Origin of the sequence: Gracilibacillus sp. YIM 98692 (assembly GCF_010993965.1) — a bacterium.
Taxonomy (GTDB): domain Bacteria; phylum Bacillota; class Bacilli; order Bacillales; family Amphibacillaceae; genus Gracilibacillus.
In genome coordinates this window covers 66,708-84,166 of sequence record NZ_WIXM01000002.1, presented here as the reverse complement: position 1 = coordinate 84,166, position 17,459 = coordinate 66,708, and the positions used below count along the sequence as shown (strand labels likewise).

The window sequence follows — 17,459 nt, the reverse complement described above, 5'->3', positions numbered from 1 at the left end:
CTTACAAATACGAAAAGTTATTCGTATTTTCTCCCAAATCATCGTCTATTCTTAACTTTTTCTTCCATGACTGCACATACTGATATATTTTGGGGACTGACTCAAATGCATAAAGATCGTCTGTCACAGTATCATTATAAACAAGTAATAATGCTGGAACACTTTTGATTTTATTTTTCTCCATAAAATCCGGAAAGAAGGAAGCATTCATCCGATATAAAGGAACATTATTTTCTGTCTCTTCAACGACTCCTAACATACGCTCAGCAAGCTGACACGTTGCACAAAACGGGGTATGAACAAACAGGATTTTATATTCATTATGATGAAATTCTTCTTGCCACTTATCTGTTGTTAGCTCAATCATTTACCTCACCTTTATTACAAATAATTAGGATGTATGGCAATGTGGGAAGAAACTAATGCAACCGCAAGCTCAGACTCTGGTGTCGCTGCAACCTCTCGAAAAGATTTATCAATATAAATATGAACAGCATGTGGTAATTCTTTCGATAATTGCTTTCGAATCTTCTTCCCTGCTTTATCCTCGTCTACTAGTATAAACACATCACGATGATCCATATCAAACGTTTCAATTAGGTTTTCTAGCCTTTCAATTCCAAGTGTTCCATTTGTACATACAATCTCTACATCTTCATCCACTAATTTTTTTACTTTTTCTTTATCCGAGCGACCTTCAACAATGATTAACTTTGCTTCTTGTACAGACATTGGCTCACCTACTTCATCAATAGTCGAAAATAACTATACTATATTGTATGGATTAAGTAAGGAAAGTTATGACAGGATAAAATACAAATTTAGCATTCGCCTCCTATAAAAAGCGAATGCTAAACAACACAGTTTTACTCTTCATTAATCATTTTGTCATAATCCCCAGCAGACATAAGCTCTTCTAATTTTGATGGATCTTTTGGTTCCACTACAATCATCCATGCTTTTTCATATGGAGATTCATTTACTAGTTCAGGGCTTTCTTCTAATTCTTGATTGACTTCTACCACTTTCCCACTAACTGGTGCATATAATTCTGATACAGTTTTTACTGATTCCGCACTTCCAAATGGTTCATCCGCTTCGACTTTATCTCCTACTTCTGGCAGTTCAATGAATACAATATCTCCCAGTTCAGACTGAGCATGATCTGTAATACCGATTCTCACCTTGCCATCTTCTTTTTTTACCCAATCATGTTCTACGGAATACAATAACGATTCTGGTATATTCATATGTACGACCTCCATCTAGACTATAATTTTATTAATAATGTTTATTTCCAAGTTTGATCAAACGTTTCCTCTTTAAAACCAACCGTTACTTTGTCACTGCCGACCGTAAGCGGTCGTTTTAAGAGCATACCATCCGATGCTAAATATTCTAGCATTTCTTCCTCTGAAGTTTCTTTTAACTTGTCTTTCAAGCCGAGCTCGCGATACTTTTTTCCACTTGTATTAAAGAACCTCTTCATCGGCAAACCACTTTTTGTAATAATAGCTTCTAATTCTTCTTTTGTTGGCGGATTCTCCACAATATGTATTGCTTCATAACTCACTTCATGGTCATCCAGCCATTTTTTTGCTTTTCTGCATGTACCGCATTTTGGATACCAATAAAATTGAATTGCCATCTCTTTTCCTCCAACAAATTAAGATGTTTCCATTTTAACGAATAAGCGGAAGAAAAAGCAAATCTTTCGGTATATATTATCATTATCTGAAAAAAAATAAAGTGAGAAAAGATTGAAGGAGGGGCATCATGCAACAGCAACCAAATCAAAACGGAACACAACCAATGACACAGCCGCCAAATATGGTTAGTGTTAAGGATCATTTGTACTTAACCGACATGCTTTCTTGGAATTTAAATGCATCTAAAAAAGCTCATTTTTATGCAGAAAATTGTACGATTCCAGAAGTGCGACAAACCATTGAAAAAGCGTGTCAAATGCATGAGAAACATTATCAAACGATTTTAGAACATCTTAATAAGAAAAACCAACAAATGATGTAGGAGGTTAAGAGATGCAACCGATGAATCAAAAGGTCCAAAACCCTGAAACACAACTGCCAAAATCAAAATCTATGAATGACCGGGATTTCCTCAATGATATGCTTTCTACACAAAAATATTTATCACAAGCATATAGCACCGCATTAAATGAAGCGAGCAACCAAACGTTATATCAGGATATACTTCACATATTTGAAGATACACAAAATTGCCAACGTGAGCTTTATAACCTCATGTTTAAAAACGGATGGTACACACTAGAACAAGCTGACCCTCAATCCTGCCAGCAAAGCTATCAACAATTTCAACAATACAAACAACAATTCCCTCTTCATTAAAGGAAAAAGCTTCTGCGCAATCTCGCAGAAGCTTTTTCCATATAAATAAAGAGTTCTATCAGCGGCGGTCTTATGTAGGATTGTTCATCGTGTTAAAAGACTTCATCCTAACTAAGTTTTTCTAATTATAACAAATAGATTCATTTACAAAACGTAATGATTACGATAAAATCACGATATACATTCATTCATTAAGGAGAATAAAATCATGTCGAACACCATTGTAAAAATGGATAACGTTAGCTTTCACTATAGCAATCGTCAAGCATTATCCAACGTTAACTTCCGAATTGAAAGAGGCGATTTCGTTGGATTAGTCGGTCCAAATGGTGGAGGCAAAACAACTTTAATCAAACTTTTACTAGGACTTGAAAAAGCAACAAGCGGCCATATCTATTTATTTAACCAGCCAATTCATAAATTTAAACAAAAAAACAAGATAGGATACGTTTCCCAAAAAGCAAATACATTTAATAGTGGATTCCCTGCAACAGTTGAAGAAGTTGTTGCAATGGGTTTAACAGCTAAGCTTGGCTATTTTCGGTATCTGAATAAAGCCCTTAAAAAACGAATTAGAACGGCGATAGAACAAGTCGGTATGTCAGGCTATCTCCATGAAAACATCGGTGACTTATCTGGAGGGCAGCAACAAAGAATATTTATAGCACGAGCGTTAGTTAGTCAACCCGAATTATTAATTTTAGACGAACCCACAGTTGGTGTTGATGCAGAAAATGTGGAAAAGTTTTTTGATTTATTACACGAGTTAAACACTCAACAAAACATTACGTTATTACTTGTAACACATGACATCGGAACTATGACACACCATGCGTCGAAAGTAGCCTGTTTAAATAGAACACTTCATTTTCATGGAAACCCTAATTCATTCCAATCATTAACGAAAGAACAGCTATCAGATTTTTACGGTCACCCGCTAAACCTTGTAACACACGAGCACTAACGTAATGACGGAGGAAGAAAAATGATTGAAAATTTTTTTGAGTACGAATTTTTACGAAACACTTTTTATACGGGAATAATTATCGGAATTATTGCTCCTCTGCTAGGAGCTTTTATTGTGGTAAGGCGTCTATCCTTAATAGCAGACGCTTTATCACACGTAACTTTAGCAGGTATTGCATTTGGACTTTTATTAGAAAAGAAAACAGGCGCTCTTGTTTTAACACCCTTTTATTCTGGTCTTAGCTTTTCGGTTATAGGGTCCTTATTTATCGAAAAATTGAGACGTGTTTATACCGCATACCAGGAACTAGCTATTCCCATCATCCTTTCTGGCGGTGTGGGGTTAAGCGTGATATTTATTTCGATCGCTAATGGATTTAATACGGATTTGTACAATTATTTATTTGGATCTGTTTCCGCTGTAAGCAGACAAGATTTTATAAGTATATTAGTAATTGCCATTATCGTTTGCCTTGTTATTCTTCTTTTTTACAAGGAACTGTTTTTATTGTCATTTGATGAAGAGCATGCCACTGTTACAGGCATTCACGCAAAACGAATTCATTTTATTTTTATACTTCTTACCGCGCTTGTCATCGCTGCTTCTATTCGTATTGTGGGCGTTTTACTTGTATCTGCATTGATGACTTTACCTGTTGCTGCCAGTATACGAATTGCAAAAGGATTTAAACAAACGATTTTTTATGCGATAATATTTTCAGAGATAGCCGTTGTCCTAGGAATCATTAGTGGTTATTATTTAGAAATTCCGCCAGGTGGAACCATTGTATTGTTGCTCATTCTAAATTTAGTACTAATTATTTCTATAAAGAAACTTATCCATCAATTCACGAACCGAAAACATCGTAGGCAAGATGAGGTGATCTAATGAATACACAAGATGCTTTAGACGTGTTAAAAGGAAAAGGATATAAATATACAGACAAAAGAAAACATATCATCGAATTTTTTGAGTCACAAAATCGTTATTGTACAGCAAAAGAACTATTAGAGAATATGGAATCTTCTTTCACGGGTATCAGCTTTGATACTATTTATCGTAACTTGCATTTATTTAGTGACTTAGAGATTTTAGAAACAACAGAGTTAAATGGAGAGAAACATTTTCGACTAAAATGTGATCAACACCATCACCATCATTTTATTTGTAGAAACTGCGGGGTAACTAAAGAAATACATCATTGCCCTATGGAACAAATAAATGAAGAATTGCGCCAATATACCATTGATGATCATAAATTCGAGATTTATGGTTTTTGTCCGTCGTGTCAGTGAAAAATTTCATTAAATCTCCACTTTTAGGAGTCTTGATCGGTGGCGCAATTGGTTCGATTTTACGTTATGGGGTTGCTGAATGGCTTTCTTTTATCGAATTCCCTATTGGAACAATGGCGGTAAATCTGACCGGTTGTTTCCTTTTAGGCTATTGGTTATTCCACCCTTATATAAAAGAGAAACTTCCATCTGCTTTGTTTACAGCTATATCTACTGGAGTGATTGGGTCTTTTACCACTTTTTCCACTTTAATCATGGAAATATTTATGTTAACACAAGAAAACATCCTATCTATGTTATGGTATATATCTATTCAAGTCGTTGGTGGAGTAGCTCTAAGCTATGGCGGTACCTGCCTTGCAAGGAAAAGGAGTAAAGCACAATGAACTTTTTATTTGTTGCATTAGGTGGCAGTATTGGTGCACTATTACGGCATTGGTTCAGCCGAAATTGGAATACAGCAGACAGTTTTTTACCGATAGGTACACTGTTTGCTAATATTTTGGGCAGCGCCATACTTGCCATAAGTTATATTGCCTATCAATCCAGTTTGATAAACAGCTCTACATGGTATTTTGTGGGAGTAGGTTTGTGCGGAGCATTTACTACCTTTTCAACCTTTAGTGTAGAGTTGATGAAAATGTTTGAAGATGACGAACCAAAACGAGCCCTCCTTTATTTATCTATTTCTCTTTTAATTAGTATTACTGTAGTTGGACTAATCCTAGTTGGGAGTTCATTTATTATTTAACGATGATTAAAGGGCAGTGAATATGTTTTGCCACCTTGTGACTCACACTCCCTAGTACCATTTCTTGCAGTTTATTCAGTCCTCTGCTGCCAACAATACACATATCTATGTGATGTGAATTAGCGTATTCAACTATTTCATGTTTTGGATCTCCTTTTAAAATAGTCAGCTTATAGGAAACACCAGAATGTTTTAGTTTTTGCTCTGTTAGTTTTATTTTTTCTTTCGCTTTATCTTCTACTATGCCTTTGAATCTTTTTTTACCTCGCTTTTTATCATCATCCAATACATACACTAACTCTAACATACTATTAGCGGACGCTTTTACAAATTTAATCGCATGTTCCGTAGCTCTCATCGCATGATCAGATCCATCACTAGCTAACAATATTTTCTGATACACTTTCACCAACCTCCATCTTCCAAAACATATATTTCCCATTTATCACCGTGACCAATCGTCCGTAAGACATCAGCTAAAACTTAGAATAATGAAAGGAGTAGAAGTGTGTTAACGGACGCTAGCACCCTGAGAAGTTCGCTAACAATCTGCGGGGATGAAAAACCCCAAACCCCCAGTGATTGAAGTCTAACTTTATTATACCAAACTTTGTAAGCGTTGACATTATGTTTTATTAAATCATTTTTACAATATTTTAACAAATATCCGTTGTTCTTTACATTTATTCGACATATCTTTAAGTAAAGGAATTATTCAAAGGGGTGTTGCTTAATGAAAATTGCTATTTTTACAGACACGTATCTTCCGGATGTTAATGGTGTTGCAAAAACCTTAGGCAGGCTGACTCATTATTTAGATTCTACTAATCACTCTTATATTGTCATTGCACCTAAACAAACAAAAACGAATGTTCAGAATGCTCAATTTTATCCGCAATCTAGCTTTCCATTCCCGCTATATAGAGAATGCCGCGTCTCTGTTCCGAACACCATCTACATAAGAGAATTACTTAAATCCTTTCAACCAGATATTATTCATATTGCAACACCATTTTCCATCGGGTTATGCGGCTTACACCTTTCTAAAAAATTAAATATTCCTCTAGTAGGATCTTATCATACAGATTTTGATCATTATTTGGAATACTACCATTTATCTCTATTATCCAAACCACTATGGCTATATATGGAGTGGTTCCACCAATCCATGTCCCGTCTTTTTGTCCCGTCTACTTTTACCTACCAACAGCTAAAAAAACGTAATTTTCATCATATTCAAGTATGGAAGCGCGGAGTTGATATGGATGTTTTTCATCCAAATTATGTAAAAGGGGCTATTTGTGAAAAATATAATATTAGTAAAAAATATGTTATTAGCTATGTTGGACGATTAGCTCCTGAGAAAAATGTGGATACACTTCGTTATATTTTTCATAACCTCCCTCCATCCATTGCAAATCACGTTCAGTGGGTGATTGTCGGTGATGGCCCTTCAAAAGAATGGTTACAAGCGAATACGTTACCTAATACTGTTTTTACAGGTTTTCTACCGCAAGAAGAAGTTGCTAAAGTCGTTGGAATGAGTGATTTGTTTGTATTTCCGTCCGAGACAGAAACTTTTGGCAATGTAGTACTAGAAGCACTTGCTTGCGGCACTCCTGTCATTACTGCAAATGCAGGTGGAGTAAAAAACATTATTCAAGAAGGTTTTACTGGAATACTTTGTGAACAAGGGCAGCAACGTCCCTATTTAGAAGCTATTGTGTCAATACTCTACAATGATAATTGGCGCTATCAATTAGAACAGAATGCCATCCGTTATGCACAAAAACAACGATGGGAGGACCGCTTTGAAGAGCTGTTAACGGCATATCAAGATGTAATAGAGGAAAAAGCAAAAACAAAAAAGCATGCCTAATTGTTTAAGCACGCTTTAGCTAAAAAAATACCAACTTCTTTATTTTCTTCCCAAATTTGATCATAGTATGACAGTGGTACAGGGTTAGGGCCAATGTAAGGAGCTATTTCAATCGTAAAGCTTGGGCGTTTTTCCGTCATTAAAAACCAATCTGTAAATCCACCACCACTTGGATTATGACCTGGTTCAATGAGTTGATAGCCAGTGAGTGTAGAGAGCTTTTCAGATAAGGCCAGGGCCTCACTTAAAAGCGGCTCTTTAATTTTATATTTCCAGAATATTTCATTACCTGAAGAATGATAACAAGCAACTGATTGAAAGGAATGTTGCAATGAAAACTGATACAAAGCTTTAGATTCTGGTTCACTCAAAGGCTTTGGCCCTTTATACATGGCTGGTGCTGGCTTTTTCACTTGATCATTAATATCGTCCCAGTCTATGGGGTATTGACGGTTTAGATCTACTCCCCTTATATTTGCTTTCCAGCTTGCATAATTTGTGGATTGCTGATTCATTTCTTGTATGGACCGTTCCAAATGGTGATTATCAGGTCCCTTTTGCACTAATGTTACACCGTCAGGATTCACCATTGGGACAATCCAAATCGCAACTTGATTCCATAATTCTTGCATCTTAGAATTGCTATTACTTTTCGAGCAATAATATTCCAGCATATCCATTAATAATGCCGAAGTAAGCCACTCTCTTGCATGATGCGCGCCATTTAACATGACTTCTTTATCGCCATCACCAAGTTTTATCGCATAAATATTTCTGGAATCAACAGATTTTCCTATCACTTCTATCTGAATACCCTTATACCTATTCTTTAATTCTTTTATATCATGAACCATTTGGTCATACGTATACACCTGTTTCGGATTGACTATTTTGTCCATTACGTACCACCTTTTACATAAGTAGAATCACTTTATCATATGTAGCTTGGGCATATATGTTTCTTATGAAAAGGCATTTTTAGCTAACATTTGAACGACCATATCATCCATTGGCGGATTATGTAATCCAGCTCTCACATCTCGATAATATTGTTCAAATGGCAATAACCTTGAAAGCCCTCTCCCCCCAACAATTCGCATCGCTATATCCACTATTTCATTAGCACTGTTTGTTGCCACTACTTTTACAGCTGCTAATTCTTTCATAAGATTTGCTCGATTATTTGGGTGTTGATCCCACTTTTCTGCGATACTGTACATAAAATACCTTGCCTGCATTAATTTCAATTCGATTTCTCCAATTTTTTGGCGAACATGGTCTACTTCTGAAATAGGCTTATTAAGACTATTAGGCTTAAATTCTTTCGCAAATTGAATCACGTCATTTCTTGCCGCATTGGCTATACCAAGATAACAAGCAGGGATATGCAACAACCAACCTTTAGGTGCAGGTTTCTTAGGTTTTTCACTTAACTCTACCAAATAATGAGAAGGTACTCTAACTTGATCTAGCACTAAGTCATCACTTCCAGTGCCTCGCATCCCTAATGTATCCCATGTTTTTTCCACTTTCACACCTTGAACATCTTTTGGAATCAAAAAGGAACCAATCGCTTTTTCATGTTCTACATAAGCAGTAATGATAAAATAATCCAATACACTCGCCATTGTGGTAAAAGTTTTTCTACCATTAATTATATATTCATGGCCTTGTTTAACAGCCTTAGTTTCCGGTATTCCGCCTCTTGCTGGACTTCCTGTAGCAGGTTCGGTTGCAGCGCGGTTTACAAGCTTTTGTTTTTGACCAACTTCATTCGCAATAAATGCAAACATATCCTGCTCCCACAAGTTTTCTTCACTGAGCTCTTTTATAACACCTAAGTGCCAGCCAACAGATAGTGCTGTGGCACCATCCCCTTCAGCTAACTTTTCTTGTACTAACAAAAATTCATATAAAGATATAGCTTCACCATTATATGTAGTTGGTAACGTTAATGATAAAAAACGCTCTTGTCGAAGATCCTGTAGATTATCATACGGCATTTCTGCCGCTTGATCAGCTAACTTTCTTCGTTCTTTTATTTTATGTGCTAATCTTTCTGCTTGGAGAAACAGCTTTTCTTGTCTATCTGTCTGGATAAAGTTTGTATATAAGCCCATTTATCGTGCACTCCTTTTATATAACATAATTTGATGATAACGAAGGTTTATGGATAATGCCACTCATTTACTCATTATCATATCTTCACCTATTAATATATACACGACGCCTTTTGTTACAGAATATCGATAGGTAAAATATTATTCTAAGAATGGTTCTCACTAAATTCCGGTGAATCGTATATTAAAAGTGGGTTTTACGGACGGTTATTCACTGTGATAAATTCACTTTCCCACATCCTTTTAAAATGTGTTATAGTGAAAAAAGTGTTTTTTGTCTATCTGGGAGGTGGATGCCATATGCAGCTCATAAAACGTGGCATACATTTTTATTTAATTGGTATACTTGTTTTAACATTAGGAATTTCCTTTACCATACAGTCTGAACTAGGTACATCACCATTTGATGCACTTTTAGTTGGATTGTATCGTACCATCGGACTCACCATTGGCAGTTGGGAAATTATTGTCGGTTTCACGTTAGTGTTAATTAATGCTATCGCAAGCAAATCTAAACCCGAGTATTTTGCCATGTTAACTTCATTCGTAACAGGAATCGGAATTGATTCATGGCTTTTCCTTCAAGGTAGTTGGTTAACGCCGCAAAATGTATGGGAGCAAAGTTTATTATTAGTTGTCGGTATTCTCTTTACCGGTATCGGTGTTGCGATCTATCTTGAGTCAAGTTTTGCTCCCAATCCTATGGATCGTTCTATGGTGATTCTATCTGTCAAAACGGACTGGTCGTTAAGCCGATCACGAGCAGTAATCAGTGTAATATTAGTGATTGTTGCTTTTTTCTTCAATGGAGCAATCGGTGTTGGGACACTGCTAAACGCATTATTATCAGGATATATAATACAATGGGTACGTCCTTATATTACAGCATTGCAACAACATAACAGCAAACCAACTATGCCATCACATTAAAAAAAAGAGTGATTCCTCATAAGGAAGTCACTCTTCTTTTATGTATGATTCAATTTTACTGGAATAATTTATCTAAGGTTTCTTTAACACGTTCTTCTGTAAATGGCTTTACAATAAAGTCTTTGGCTCCGGCTTTGATAGCATCTAAAACCATTTGTTGTTGTCCCATTGCAGAACACATGACAATGGTAGCCTGATCATCTTCGCTTTTGATTTCTTTAGTCGCTTCCACTCCATTCATTTCAGGCATCGTGATATCCATCGAAACTAAATCTGGCTGTAGATTCTTGTACATTTCTGCAGCCTGTTTCCCATTTTCCGCTTCGCCAACCACTTCATGTCCTAGCGATGTGAAAATATTTTTCAATTGCATGCGCATAAATGCTGCGTCATCAACGATTAATACTTGTGCCATTCCCAATTCCTCCTATTTTTCTACTTCATGATTTTTCTATTCTACGGCTTGCTTTACCTCGCTTATTTCATCATGATTTAATACGTAATCCAAGTTTAACAGTAAAAGCATGCCGCGATTTTCTAATTTTGCTACACCCTTTAAGTAACGATGATCAACATCTTTTACTAAATCAGGTGTATTCTCTATTAATTCTGGATTAATATCTAAAACATCTGTGGCCTCATCTACCACTAGCCCTACTCTAATTTCTCTCACATTTGCTAAAAGGATTCTAGTTTGATCCGTTGGGCTCAATTCCTCCATACCTAGACGTGTCCGAAGGTCAATAATCGGTATCACTTCACCCCTTAAGTTTATAATTCCTTTAATAAACTTAGAGGTTTGAGGTAACGCAGTGATTTCTTGCATTCTTTCAATAGATCTAATTTGGTCAATACTTGCACCATATTCCTGTTCCTGCAGCCTAAAAATAATAGTTTTTGTTATCAACTCTTGCATTGTATGACTTTTCCTCCTTTGTCACACCAATCACCTTTTTAATGGTTTAATAATAACGACATCTTCATGTCACCGATATTCTGGTAATCGATGTGAACTTCTAACACTCGTTTAAATCCAGTTAACTGTGCATTTCCACTTATAATAGTAGGATGGGTAATATCAGTATGTATCTCTTGATTAGCGAGATGTGTAGATATTCCACCTGCAATCATATTTCCAAGCTCTCCTGAAAAAGAATCCAACATGTCATCGGACAACTGCATGCCATATAAAGCCTCACCAATCGCCCGAAATATGTCGTGTTCTGCTTGAATCACAAGCTCTCCTTTATAAGTGCCGCTAAATCCAATCAGCACGCCATACTCCACATTTAATGGCTTAGTAGACAATTTTGGTGATTGAAAATCTTGTTCAATAGGTACTACATTTTTTATCGTCTGAACTGAGCCATTATAAAGTTCTTTCAACATTTCATTTTCGTTCTCATCCGTCATATTTCACATACCCCTATCCCTGCAATGGTAAATTATTATCATTTTATATAATTCATATTACCTAATTTTATAAAATAATACAATATCGTTTCGAATTTAATTGTAAATATTCAAATATGACCTATCTTATCAAGGTATTAAGAATTATTTTACATGAATATTATAGGTCCTTACGACTATTTCGCAACAAATTGACAGAATAGTGAAATATTATGTGAAATTTCTTGTTATTTGATGAAATTTGCTTCTGAATAGCAAGAAAACGAGCTTTGTAATATAATATGGACTAGAGCCATAAAGAGAACTTCCTTCAGTGGGAGTTCTTACGGACGATTGTTCACCGTGATATATAAGAAAGCAATGGCAGGAAGAAAGGATGTATACCTTGATTGTTATAATTGATAATTATGATTCGTTCACATACAACTTAGTCCAGTATTACCGGCAACTATCAGAAGGTGTTGTCGTTTTTCGACATGATCAAACAACGATAAAAGAAATAGAAAACAAACAACCAACGCTGATTGTTCTTTCTCCAGGACCTGGTACACCAAATGATAGCGGCATATGCCTTGACGTCATGAAGCATTTTTATCAAAAGACCCCTATCTTCGGTGTATGCTTGGGAATGCAAGTAATCATTCAATTTTTTGGAGGAAGGATTAAAAAAGCAAATCAACCTATGCACGGTAAGACATCGCTTATTCAACACACAGATCAAGGAGTTTTTCATGATCTACCCAACCCCTTGTCTGTTGCAAGGTATCACTCGTTAGTCGCTGACCGTCCAAGCTTTCCGTTTGAGGAGTTGCACATTACAGCTGAAACAAAAAATGGAGAGGTTATGGGAGTGAAACATGCTCAGTTAAACGTTGAAGGAATACAATTTCACCCCGAAGCTATCTTGACAGATTACGGTTTTCATATGATAAAGAACAGCTATTATCATGCACTATCGAAAATGATATGAGAAAGGAGGCTAATCTTTGGCCAAGCCCTTTTTACAATTTGATTTTGACAGCTTAACTGAAAACCAGCCATTAACTTTTACAGAACCAGTTGAAGTATTATCCACTTATCAAATATCTGAAGTAAAACCTATTTTTGAAAAGATAGAAAAAGCAGTAAATGATGGATACTATGCAGCTGGTTATGTAGCATATGAGGCCGCACCTGCTTTTGATCCAAGCTATGCCGTACATGACAATGGCTCACTTCCTCTCATTTGGTTTGCTATTTTTAATAAACCGATTCAACAAGATTTATATGCAGGTGAATCCAATTACTCTATTACTAGTTGGAGCAATACTACAAGTTATGACCACTATGCTAAAACCATACAACAAATTAAAAATGCGATTGAATCTGGACATACTTATCAAGTGAATTATACAACGAGACTGGAAAGTAAGTTTTCAGGTAACAGTTATCCGTTTTATCAACAATTATTGAAAAATCAATCTGCAAATTATGGCGCTTATTTGGATATAGGTAACCATCAAATACTCTCTGTTTCACCAGAACTTTTTTTTGAAGTGAATGATTCTACCATCACCACTAAACCGATGAAAGGAACTATGAAGCGTGGAAATACGTTAAGTCAGGATGATACATATAAAAAGCAATTAGCTGAATCGGAAAAAGATCGCGCTGAAAATGTGATGATCGTGGACCTGCTTCGAAATGATTTAGGGAGAATCGCAAAACCTGGATCCGTTCAAGTAAAAAAATTATTTGAAATAGAAACATACCCTACCGTACACCAAATGACTTCTACCATTGAAGCAGAATTGGAAGATCATCAAACCATTTTCAATTGGTTTGAAGCTTTATTTCCATGTGGTTCGATAACTGGTGCACCAAAAGTAGAAACAATGAAGTATATTGCGGAGTATGAAACAACACCAAGAGAAGTATATTGTGGTGCCATAGGTTGGATAAGCCCTGACAAAAAAGCTGTTTTTAATGTTCCAATCCGAACAGTTTTGATCGATCATAGCAAAAGAAAAGCGATTTATGGTAGCGGCGGCGGGATCACTTGGGATTCCTCCAGCACTGATGAATATGAAGAACTGTTACAAAAATCAAAAGTTTTACAAGAGCAAAAGCCTAACTTTTCATTACTTGAATCCGTGCTTTTAAAAAAGGGCGAATATCCTTTGCTTTCCTATCATCTCGATCGCCTAAGTGCATCCGCTAAATATTTCTCCTATTCTTTTGACGAGCACATGATTAAAGAAAAGTTAAAAGCCTATGCAAAAGAAAACGACCAAGCCTCTTACAAAGTCCGATTGCTTTTAAACAAAGATGGGCAGATTAACATTTCAGCAAATCTTGTTTCTACTGATATAAATTCGATTAAAGCAGAAGTTGCTAAGAAACCGATCCATCAAGATCAAGTGTACCTATACCATAAAACAACCCATCGAAGCATGTATCAAGAACACGATCAGCAGTTACAAAGCGAATCGAAAACAAGCTTGTTATGGAACCTCCATAACAATGTAACAGAATTCACAATAGGCAATGTTGTTTTTGAAAAAGACGGAAAATTTTATACCCCTCCAGTAGAGGATGGCTTATTGCCAGGAGTATACCGACAAAAACTGTTGAACGAAAATCAAATCATAGAGAAATCAGTCTCTATAGATGAGATCAATGATTATGATCAGATATGGTTTATCAATAGTGTGCGAGGTTGGTTAAAAGTGAAAATAGTGGATTAACAATGCAAAAGACTCGTCACAATGGAAGTCATTTGTTATGATTTGAATGACTAGGATAATTAGGAGGAATCCATACATGAATGCATATGAAGAATATATGAAGGAAATTGCTCAACCTATGCGTGATGAGTTAACTAACGCAGGTTTTGAAGAATTAACAACACCTGAAGAAGTCGATCAGTTTATTTCAGAAAACAATGAGCCAGTACTAGTAGTGGTGAATTCTGTATGTGGTTGTGCTGCTGGACTTGCTAGACCTGCAGCAATTACTTCTTTAGAAGGACCAAAAAAACCAAATAAATTAGTTACAGTGTTTGCTGGACAAGATCGTGAAGCTACAGCAAAAATGCGTGAATACTTTGAAGGAGTAGAGCCTTCTTCTCCATCTATGGGATTAGTGAAAGATGGAAAGCTTCAGCACTTTATCCCTCGTGAACAAATTGAAGGATACGAAGTAGAAGAAATTGTTAATCAATTAACAGAAGCTTATCAAAAGTATTGTTAAAATAGTTAGTCTCATTATTTTTTAATAATTAATCAACAATATACTTTTTACACTTTAAAAAAGCAAGTGCGTTTTCGATACGCACTTGCTTTTTTTAATATCCTCATATTTTATTGCATCACCCGACGTACGTGACCTGCGAAGTGATTTTTCCAATATCCGCTTCCCATATTTGCTACCGCTACACCAGTTGAGTTTTGAGAACCAATAAATTGGTTATTACCTATATAAATACCAACATGACCATTTGTTTTATAGGTGTTAAAGAAGACAAGGTCACCTGGTTTCATCTCACTAGTAGAAACTTTTGTTCCAACAGATGATAACCCTGCTGTAGATGCTGGAAGGTTGACGCCCGCCTGCTTAAACGCCCAACTGACAAAACCCGAACAGTCAAATCGACCATTTGCAATATCATAGGCCGTTCTTCCCCCACCGAATACATAAACGGAGTTACCAACATACTTATACCCTGCATTAATGGCAGTTTGCAAATTACCACTAGCTGGAGCAGATTGTGGTTGATTAGATGATTTGGAACTTGAGTTAGATGAATTCCTAGAATATTGTTCTATATTAGCATTAGAATTTGTGCTATCTGTAGATGTTGTTGATTGTTCTGAAGAACTAGACTGCTCTTCTTGATCTGCTTGCTTTAAAGCATCTGCTTTGTTTGCTAATGCTTGATCTTCAATTCTTAGTTCGTCAAGGATGTCACTATTTGCTTCTTTCTTTTCTTCCAGCTCTTCTTTTAATTGTTCATTCTGTTCAACTTGTTCTTTAATGTGTTCTTGCATTCCTTCATACTCAAGCTTCATTGCCTCTAATTCTTCCAGCTTGGTTTCCAATGTATTTTTCTTCGTTTCTAATTCTAATTTATCTTCTTCTTGACTCTTCAATAAATCTTGATCTGCTTGCGTAATTTTGGTCACAAGTGATATCCGATCAATAAAATCGAGAAAATCTGTTGCACCAAAAAGCACTTCTAAGTAGCTCTGTGATCCACCATTTTGTTGTAAGGAGGAGATTCTATCTTTTAGAATTTCGTTACGTTTGTCTATTTTATCTTGAATTTTTTGAATGGATTCATCGAGCTGATCAGCTTCTTCTTCTGCTTCGGTGATCTCGACTTCAGTTTCTTCAATGATTTTCTGATTGTCTTCAATTGCTTCTTCACTGCGCATAATTTGTTCATTTAATTCCACTAATTCTTGTTCTATCTGACTAATTTCACTTTGTTTTTCATTTATGTCTGATTGAATGTTAGAACGCTGTGCTTGAATTTCTTCTTCCGTTTCTGCACTGACACTGCTATGTACAAAATAAAAACTAGACGCAACCGTTGCAACTACTACTCCATGCTTTAACAACTTTTTAAGACTTTGCACGAAATTCCCCTGCCTTTTTTTAATTATCTATCTATTTATTAACATTTATGATATCTGTCTAATTTTGGGTCACGTACAGTGTAACATGTTTAGATTGCAACAGTATTATATAAATGTTACAAAAATATTTCATTTTGTATAAAAAAATGACAAATACTGCCAAATCAATAAGAAAAGCGCAAGCGGCTTGGTCACCCTAGGGCAATAAGTCGAGCCTCTATGTGGTGCTATTTTGCCACAAAGAGGCTCGACTTAAGACCTCGAGGGGGTAGGCGCTGGAGCTAGACAGCGAAGCGTAAATTTTTATGCTTTCTTATTTTAAAACAAAGGCAGAAATTTTGATTATTTCTGCCTATTTCCATATATAGTGGAATTTTTGCCATATAATATAAACATTGCCTAACTATTTCTTTATCATATTTACGAAAATCCAGTTGGTATAAATGAGAGAATATATTATAACGTTTAATCTTCTATCAATTTGCCATTGTTTATGTATGTTTGTTTCTCTTGAATCTTCTGAAAAGCCCTGTATGCAGGCATCATAAGTGCTATCGATATGATACTCATACTAAAAAATATGAAAATACCTTGGAATTGCCATAAAACAAACATAATACCAAACAACCCCATCACCATTACTAAGGTAGATAAAGGATTTAATAACATAATAAAAACAGCACTCTTTAGAACTTTTGATATTTTCATATCATAATACACATAAACAGGAAAAATATACAATACAGTTAAAATATATAGAATGCTAATAAACAAAAATGGAATCGTTAAAAGTAAAGTGCTTTCATTGTTATTAACTGTTAAAAATAAAAAATCCAGATAAAGAATATAACCAAAAGCTAAAATGATATACCCTAAAATATTAGCCCCTTTATATGATTCGCGGTATGCTTTCCAAAAAGTTTTAAAAACCGGTATATCTGTATATCCAGTAATCCACTTTCTAGTAACAGTAAAGCATGCTGCAGTTGCGGGGAATAATCCGAAGGCAACCAATCCTACTACAGAAAAGGCAATCCATATAATATTTAAATAAGCAACCTTTGTAATCCATTCTAATGCTTTATTGACTGCTTGCATAAAATTCACCTCAGTAGT

General features: G+C 35.6%; 24 protein-coding genes. 12 read left to right on the top strand and 12 right to left on the bottom strand.

Annotation, left to right across the window (positions count from 1 at the left end; all coding sequences use genetic code 11):
- Position 1: 1 nt before the first annotated feature.
- From GHD00_RS02570 to GHD00_RS02555, 4 genes are all read right to left on the bottom strand, one after another.
- On the bottom strand, positions 2-367 hold the full coding sequence (locus GHD00_RS02570; protein ID WP_163536549.1) for a thioredoxin family protein: 366 nt from the start codon (positions 365-367) through the stop codon (positions 2-4).
- Positions 368-381: 14 nt separating this feature from the next.
- Complete coding sequence (locus GHD00_RS02565; protein WP_163536548.1) at positions 382-732, bottom strand: ribonuclease M5; 351 nt, start codon at positions 730-732, stop codon at positions 382-384.
- A 134-nt stretch (positions 733-866) separates the two neighbouring features.
- Positions 867-1,250, bottom strand: a complete 384-nt coding sequence (gcvH, locus tag GHD00_RS02560; RefSeq protein ID WP_163536547.1) for a glycine cleavage system protein GcvH — start codon at positions 1,248-1,250, stop codon at positions 867-869.
- 41 nt (positions 1,251-1,291) lie between these two features.
- Positions 1,292-1,648, bottom strand: a complete 357-nt coding sequence (locus tag GHD00_RS02555; RefSeq protein ID WP_163536546.1) for an arsenate reductase family protein — start codon at positions 1,646-1,648, stop codon at positions 1,292-1,294.
- Between the two features lie 128 nt (positions 1,649-1,776).
- Between GHD00_RS02555 and GHD00_RS02550 the strand changes: the two genes are divergently transcribed.
- From GHD00_RS02550 to crcB, 7 genes are all read left to right on the top strand, one after another.
- Entirely contained in the window at positions 1,777-2,031 is a 255-nt protein-coding gene (locus GHD00_RS02550; RefSeq protein ID WP_163536545.1) for a hypothetical protein, read from the top strand.
- A gap of 20 nt (positions 2,032-2,051) precedes the next feature.
- Entirely contained in the window at positions 2,052-2,369 is a 318-nt protein-coding gene (locus GHD00_RS02545; protein WP_163536907.1) for a spore coat protein, read from the top strand.
- A gap of 208 nt (positions 2,370-2,577) precedes the next feature.
- Positions 2,578-3,333, top strand: coding sequence for a metal ABC transporter ATP-binding protein (locus GHD00_RS02540; RefSeq protein WP_163536544.1), 756 nt, complete (start codon positions 2,578-2,580; stop codon positions 3,331-3,333).
- 21 nt (positions 3,334-3,354) lie between these two features.
- Positions 3,355-4,224 (top strand): metal ABC transporter permease, encoded by an 870-nt coding sequence (locus tag GHD00_RS02535; RefSeq protein WP_163536543.1) that lies wholly within the window; start codon positions 3,355-3,357, stop codon positions 4,222-4,224.
- Positions 4,224-4,631 carry a Fur family transcriptional regulator gene (locus GHD00_RS02530; protein ID WP_163536542.1) on the top strand — a complete coding sequence of 136 codons (408 nt, stop codon included), beginning with the start codon at positions 4,224-4,226 and terminating at the stop codon, positions 4,629-4,631. Before GHD00_RS02535 ends, GHD00_RS02530 begins: the two co-directional genes overlap by 1 nt.
- On the top strand, positions 4,622-5,017 hold the full coding sequence (locus tag GHD00_RS02525; RefSeq protein WP_163536541.1) for a fluoride efflux transporter FluC: 396 nt from the start codon (positions 4,622-4,624) through the stop codon (positions 5,015-5,017). Before GHD00_RS02530 ends, GHD00_RS02525 begins: the two co-directional genes overlap by 10 nt.
- Positions 5,014-5,382 (top strand): fluoride efflux transporter CrcB, encoded by a 369-nt coding sequence (gene crcB, locus GHD00_RS02520; RefSeq protein ID WP_163536540.1) that lies wholly within the window; start codon positions 5,014-5,016, stop codon positions 5,380-5,382. The genes GHD00_RS02525 and crcB overlap by 4 nt, the downstream gene beginning before the upstream one ends.
- Here the strand turns inward: crcB and GHD00_RS02515 are convergent.
- Positions 5,375-5,785 (bottom strand): universal stress protein, encoded by a 411-nt coding sequence (locus GHD00_RS02515; RefSeq protein ID WP_163536539.1) that lies wholly within the window; start codon positions 5,783-5,785, stop codon positions 5,375-5,377. The genes crcB and GHD00_RS02515 overlap by 8 nt on opposite strands.
- 330 nt (positions 5,786-6,115) lie before the next feature.
- On the opposite strand from GHD00_RS02515, the gene GHD00_RS02510 reads away from it, so the two are divergent.
- Positions 6,116-7,261, top strand: coding sequence for a glycosyltransferase family 4 protein (locus tag GHD00_RS02510; protein WP_163536538.1), 1,146 nt, complete (start codon positions 6,116-6,118; stop codon positions 7,259-7,261).
- Here the strand turns inward: GHD00_RS02510 and GHD00_RS02505 are convergent.
- Positions 7,258-8,160 (bottom strand): M14 family metallopeptidase, encoded by a 903-nt coding sequence (locus GHD00_RS02505; protein ID WP_163536537.1) that lies wholly within the window; start codon positions 8,158-8,160, stop codon positions 7,258-7,260. The genes GHD00_RS02510 and GHD00_RS02505 overlap by 4 nt on opposite strands.
- A gap of 63 nt (positions 8,161-8,223) precedes the next feature.
- Positions 8,224-9,381: an acyl-CoA dehydrogenase family protein gene (locus GHD00_RS02500; protein ID WP_163536536.1), complete on the bottom strand. Its 1,158-nt coding sequence runs from the start codon at positions 9,379-9,381 to the stop codon at positions 8,224-8,226.
- Between the two features lie 300 nt (positions 9,382-9,681).
- On the opposite strand from GHD00_RS02500, the gene GHD00_RS02495 reads away from it, so the two are divergent.
- A complete protein-coding gene (locus GHD00_RS02495) occupies positions 9,682-10,311 on the top strand; it encodes a YczE/YyaS/YitT family protein (RefSeq protein WP_163536535.1) in 630 nt (209 codons plus the stop codon).
- Positions 10,312-10,366: 55 nt separating this feature from the next.
- Here the strand turns inward: GHD00_RS02495 and GHD00_RS02490 are convergent, their stop codons facing one another.
- From GHD00_RS02490 to GHD00_RS02480, 3 genes are read right to left on the bottom strand one after another with little or no spacing between them, the layout of a single operon-like run.
- Complete coding sequence (locus GHD00_RS02490; protein WP_163536534.1) at positions 10,367-10,726, bottom strand: response regulator; 360 nt, start codon at positions 10,724-10,726, stop codon at positions 10,367-10,369.
- Positions 10,727-10,762: 36 nt separating this feature from the next.
- Positions 10,763-11,227, bottom strand: a complete 465-nt coding sequence (locus GHD00_RS02485; protein ID WP_163536533.1) for a chemotaxis protein CheW — start codon at positions 11,225-11,227, stop codon at positions 10,763-10,765.
- 38 nt (positions 11,228-11,265) lie between these two features.
- On the bottom strand, positions 11,266-11,724 hold the full coding sequence (locus tag GHD00_RS02480; protein WP_163536532.1) for a chemotaxis protein CheX: 459 nt from the start codon (positions 11,722-11,724) through the stop codon (positions 11,266-11,268).
- Positions 11,725-12,109: 385 nt separating this feature from the next.
- Here GHD00_RS02480 and GHD00_RS02475 point away from each other — a divergent pair, with 385 nt between their 5' ends.
- The 3 genes from GHD00_RS02475 to GHD00_RS02465 all read left to right on the top strand — a co-directional run bounded on the left by GHD00_RS02475 (position 12,110) and on the right by GHD00_RS02465 (position 14,955).
- Positions 12,110-12,694 carry an anthranilate synthase component II gene (locus GHD00_RS02475; RefSeq protein ID WP_163536531.1) on the top strand — a complete coding sequence of 195 codons (585 nt, stop codon included), beginning with the start codon at positions 12,110-12,112 and terminating at the stop codon, positions 12,692-12,694.
- Positions 12,695-12,710: 16 nt separating this feature from the next.
- Complete coding sequence (gene pabB, locus GHD00_RS02470) at positions 12,711-14,450, top strand: aminodeoxychorismate synthase component I (protein WP_163536530.1); 1,740 nt, start codon at positions 12,711-12,713, stop codon at positions 14,448-14,450.
- Between the two features lie 76 nt (positions 14,451-14,526).
- Entirely contained in the window at positions 14,527-14,955 is a 429-nt protein-coding gene (locus GHD00_RS02465; protein WP_163536529.1) for a BrxA/BrxB family bacilliredoxin, read from the top strand.
- 110 nt (positions 14,956-15,065) lie between these two features.
- On the opposite strand, the gene GHD00_RS02460 is transcribed toward GHD00_RS02465, so the two are convergent.
- Positions 15,066-16,343, bottom strand: coding sequence for a C40 family peptidase (locus GHD00_RS02460; RefSeq protein WP_163536528.1), 1,278 nt, complete (start codon positions 16,341-16,343; stop codon positions 15,066-15,068).
- Between the two features lie 465 nt (positions 16,344-16,808).
- Complete coding sequence (locus GHD00_RS02455; protein ID WP_163536527.1) at positions 16,809-17,441, bottom strand: YesL family protein; 633 nt, start codon at positions 17,439-17,441, stop codon at positions 16,809-16,811.
- Between the last annotated feature and the right edge of the window lie 18 nt (positions 17,442-17,459).

Excerpts from the sequence above, each read along its gene's own strand:
- GHD00_RS02490 (WP_163536534.1), bottom strand. The coding sequence starts at position 10,726 with ATGGCACAAGTATTAATCGTTGATGACGCAGCATTTATGCGCATGCAA.
- GHD00_RS02530 (WP_163536542.1), top strand. The coding sequence starts at position 4,224 with ATGAATACACAAGATGCTTTAGACGTGTTAAAAGGAAAAGGATATAAA.
- gcvH (WP_163536547.1), bottom strand. The coding sequence starts at position 1,250 with ATGAATATACCAGAATCGTTATTGTATTCCGTAGAACATGATTGGGTA.
- GHD00_RS02555 (WP_163536546.1), bottom strand. The coding sequence starts at position 1,648 with ATGGCAATTCAATTTTATTGGTATCCAAAATGCGGTACATGCAGAAAA.
- GHD00_RS02545 (WP_163536907.1), top strand. The coding sequence starts at position 2,052 with ATGAATCAAAAGGTCCAAAACCCTGAAACACAACTGCCAAAATCAAAA.
- GHD00_RS02540 (WP_163536544.1), top strand. The coding sequence starts at position 2,578 with ATGTCGAACACCATTGTAAAAATGGATAACGTTAGCTTTCACTATAGC.
- GHD00_RS02550 (WP_163536545.1), top strand. The coding sequence starts at position 1,777 with ATGCAACAGCAACCAAATCAAAACGGAACACAACCAATGACACAGCCG.
- GHD00_RS02570 (WP_163536549.1), bottom strand. The coding sequence starts at position 367 with ATGATTGAGCTAACAACAGATAAGTGGCAAGAAGAATTTCATCATAAT.
- GHD00_RS02535 (WP_163536543.1), top strand. The coding sequence starts at position 3,355 with ATGATTGAAAATTTTTTTGAGTACGAATTTTTACGAAACACTTTTTAT.
- GHD00_RS02565 (WP_163536548.1), bottom strand. The coding sequence starts at position 732 with ATGTCTGTACAAGAAGCAAAGTTAATCATTGTTGAAGGTCGCTCGGAT.
- GHD00_RS02480 (WP_163536532.1), bottom strand. The coding sequence starts at position 11,724 with ATGACGGATGAGAACGAAAATGAAATGTTGAAAGAACTTTATAATGGC.
- GHD00_RS02485 (WP_163536533.1), bottom strand. The coding sequence starts at position 11,227 with ATGCAAGAGTTGATAACAAAAACTATTATTTTTAGGCTGCAGGAACAG.
- GHD00_RS02465 (WP_163536529.1), top strand. The coding sequence starts at position 14,527 with ATGAATGCATATGAAGAATATATGAAGGAAATTGCTCAACCTATGCGT.
- GHD00_RS02510 (WP_163536538.1), top strand. The coding sequence starts at position 6,116 with ATGAAAATTGCTATTTTTACAGACACGTATCTTCCGGATGTTAATGGT.
- GHD00_RS02505 (WP_163536537.1), bottom strand. The coding sequence starts at position 8,160 with ATGGACAAAATAGTCAATCCGAAACAGGTGTATACGTATGACCAAATG.
- crcB (WP_163536540.1), top strand. The coding sequence starts at position 5,014 with ATGAACTTTTTATTTGTTGCATTAGGTGGCAGTATTGGTGCACTATTA.
- GHD00_RS02495 (WP_163536535.1), top strand. The coding sequence starts at position 9,682 with ATGCAGCTCATAAAACGTGGCATACATTTTTATTTAATTGGTATACTT.
- GHD00_RS02455 (WP_163536527.1), bottom strand. The coding sequence starts at position 17,441 with ATGCAAGCAGTCAATAAAGCATTAGAATGGATTACAAAGGTTGCTTAT.
- GHD00_RS02500 (WP_163536536.1), bottom strand. The coding sequence starts at position 9,381 with ATGGGCTTATATACAAACTTTATCCAGACAGATAGACAAGAAAAGCTG.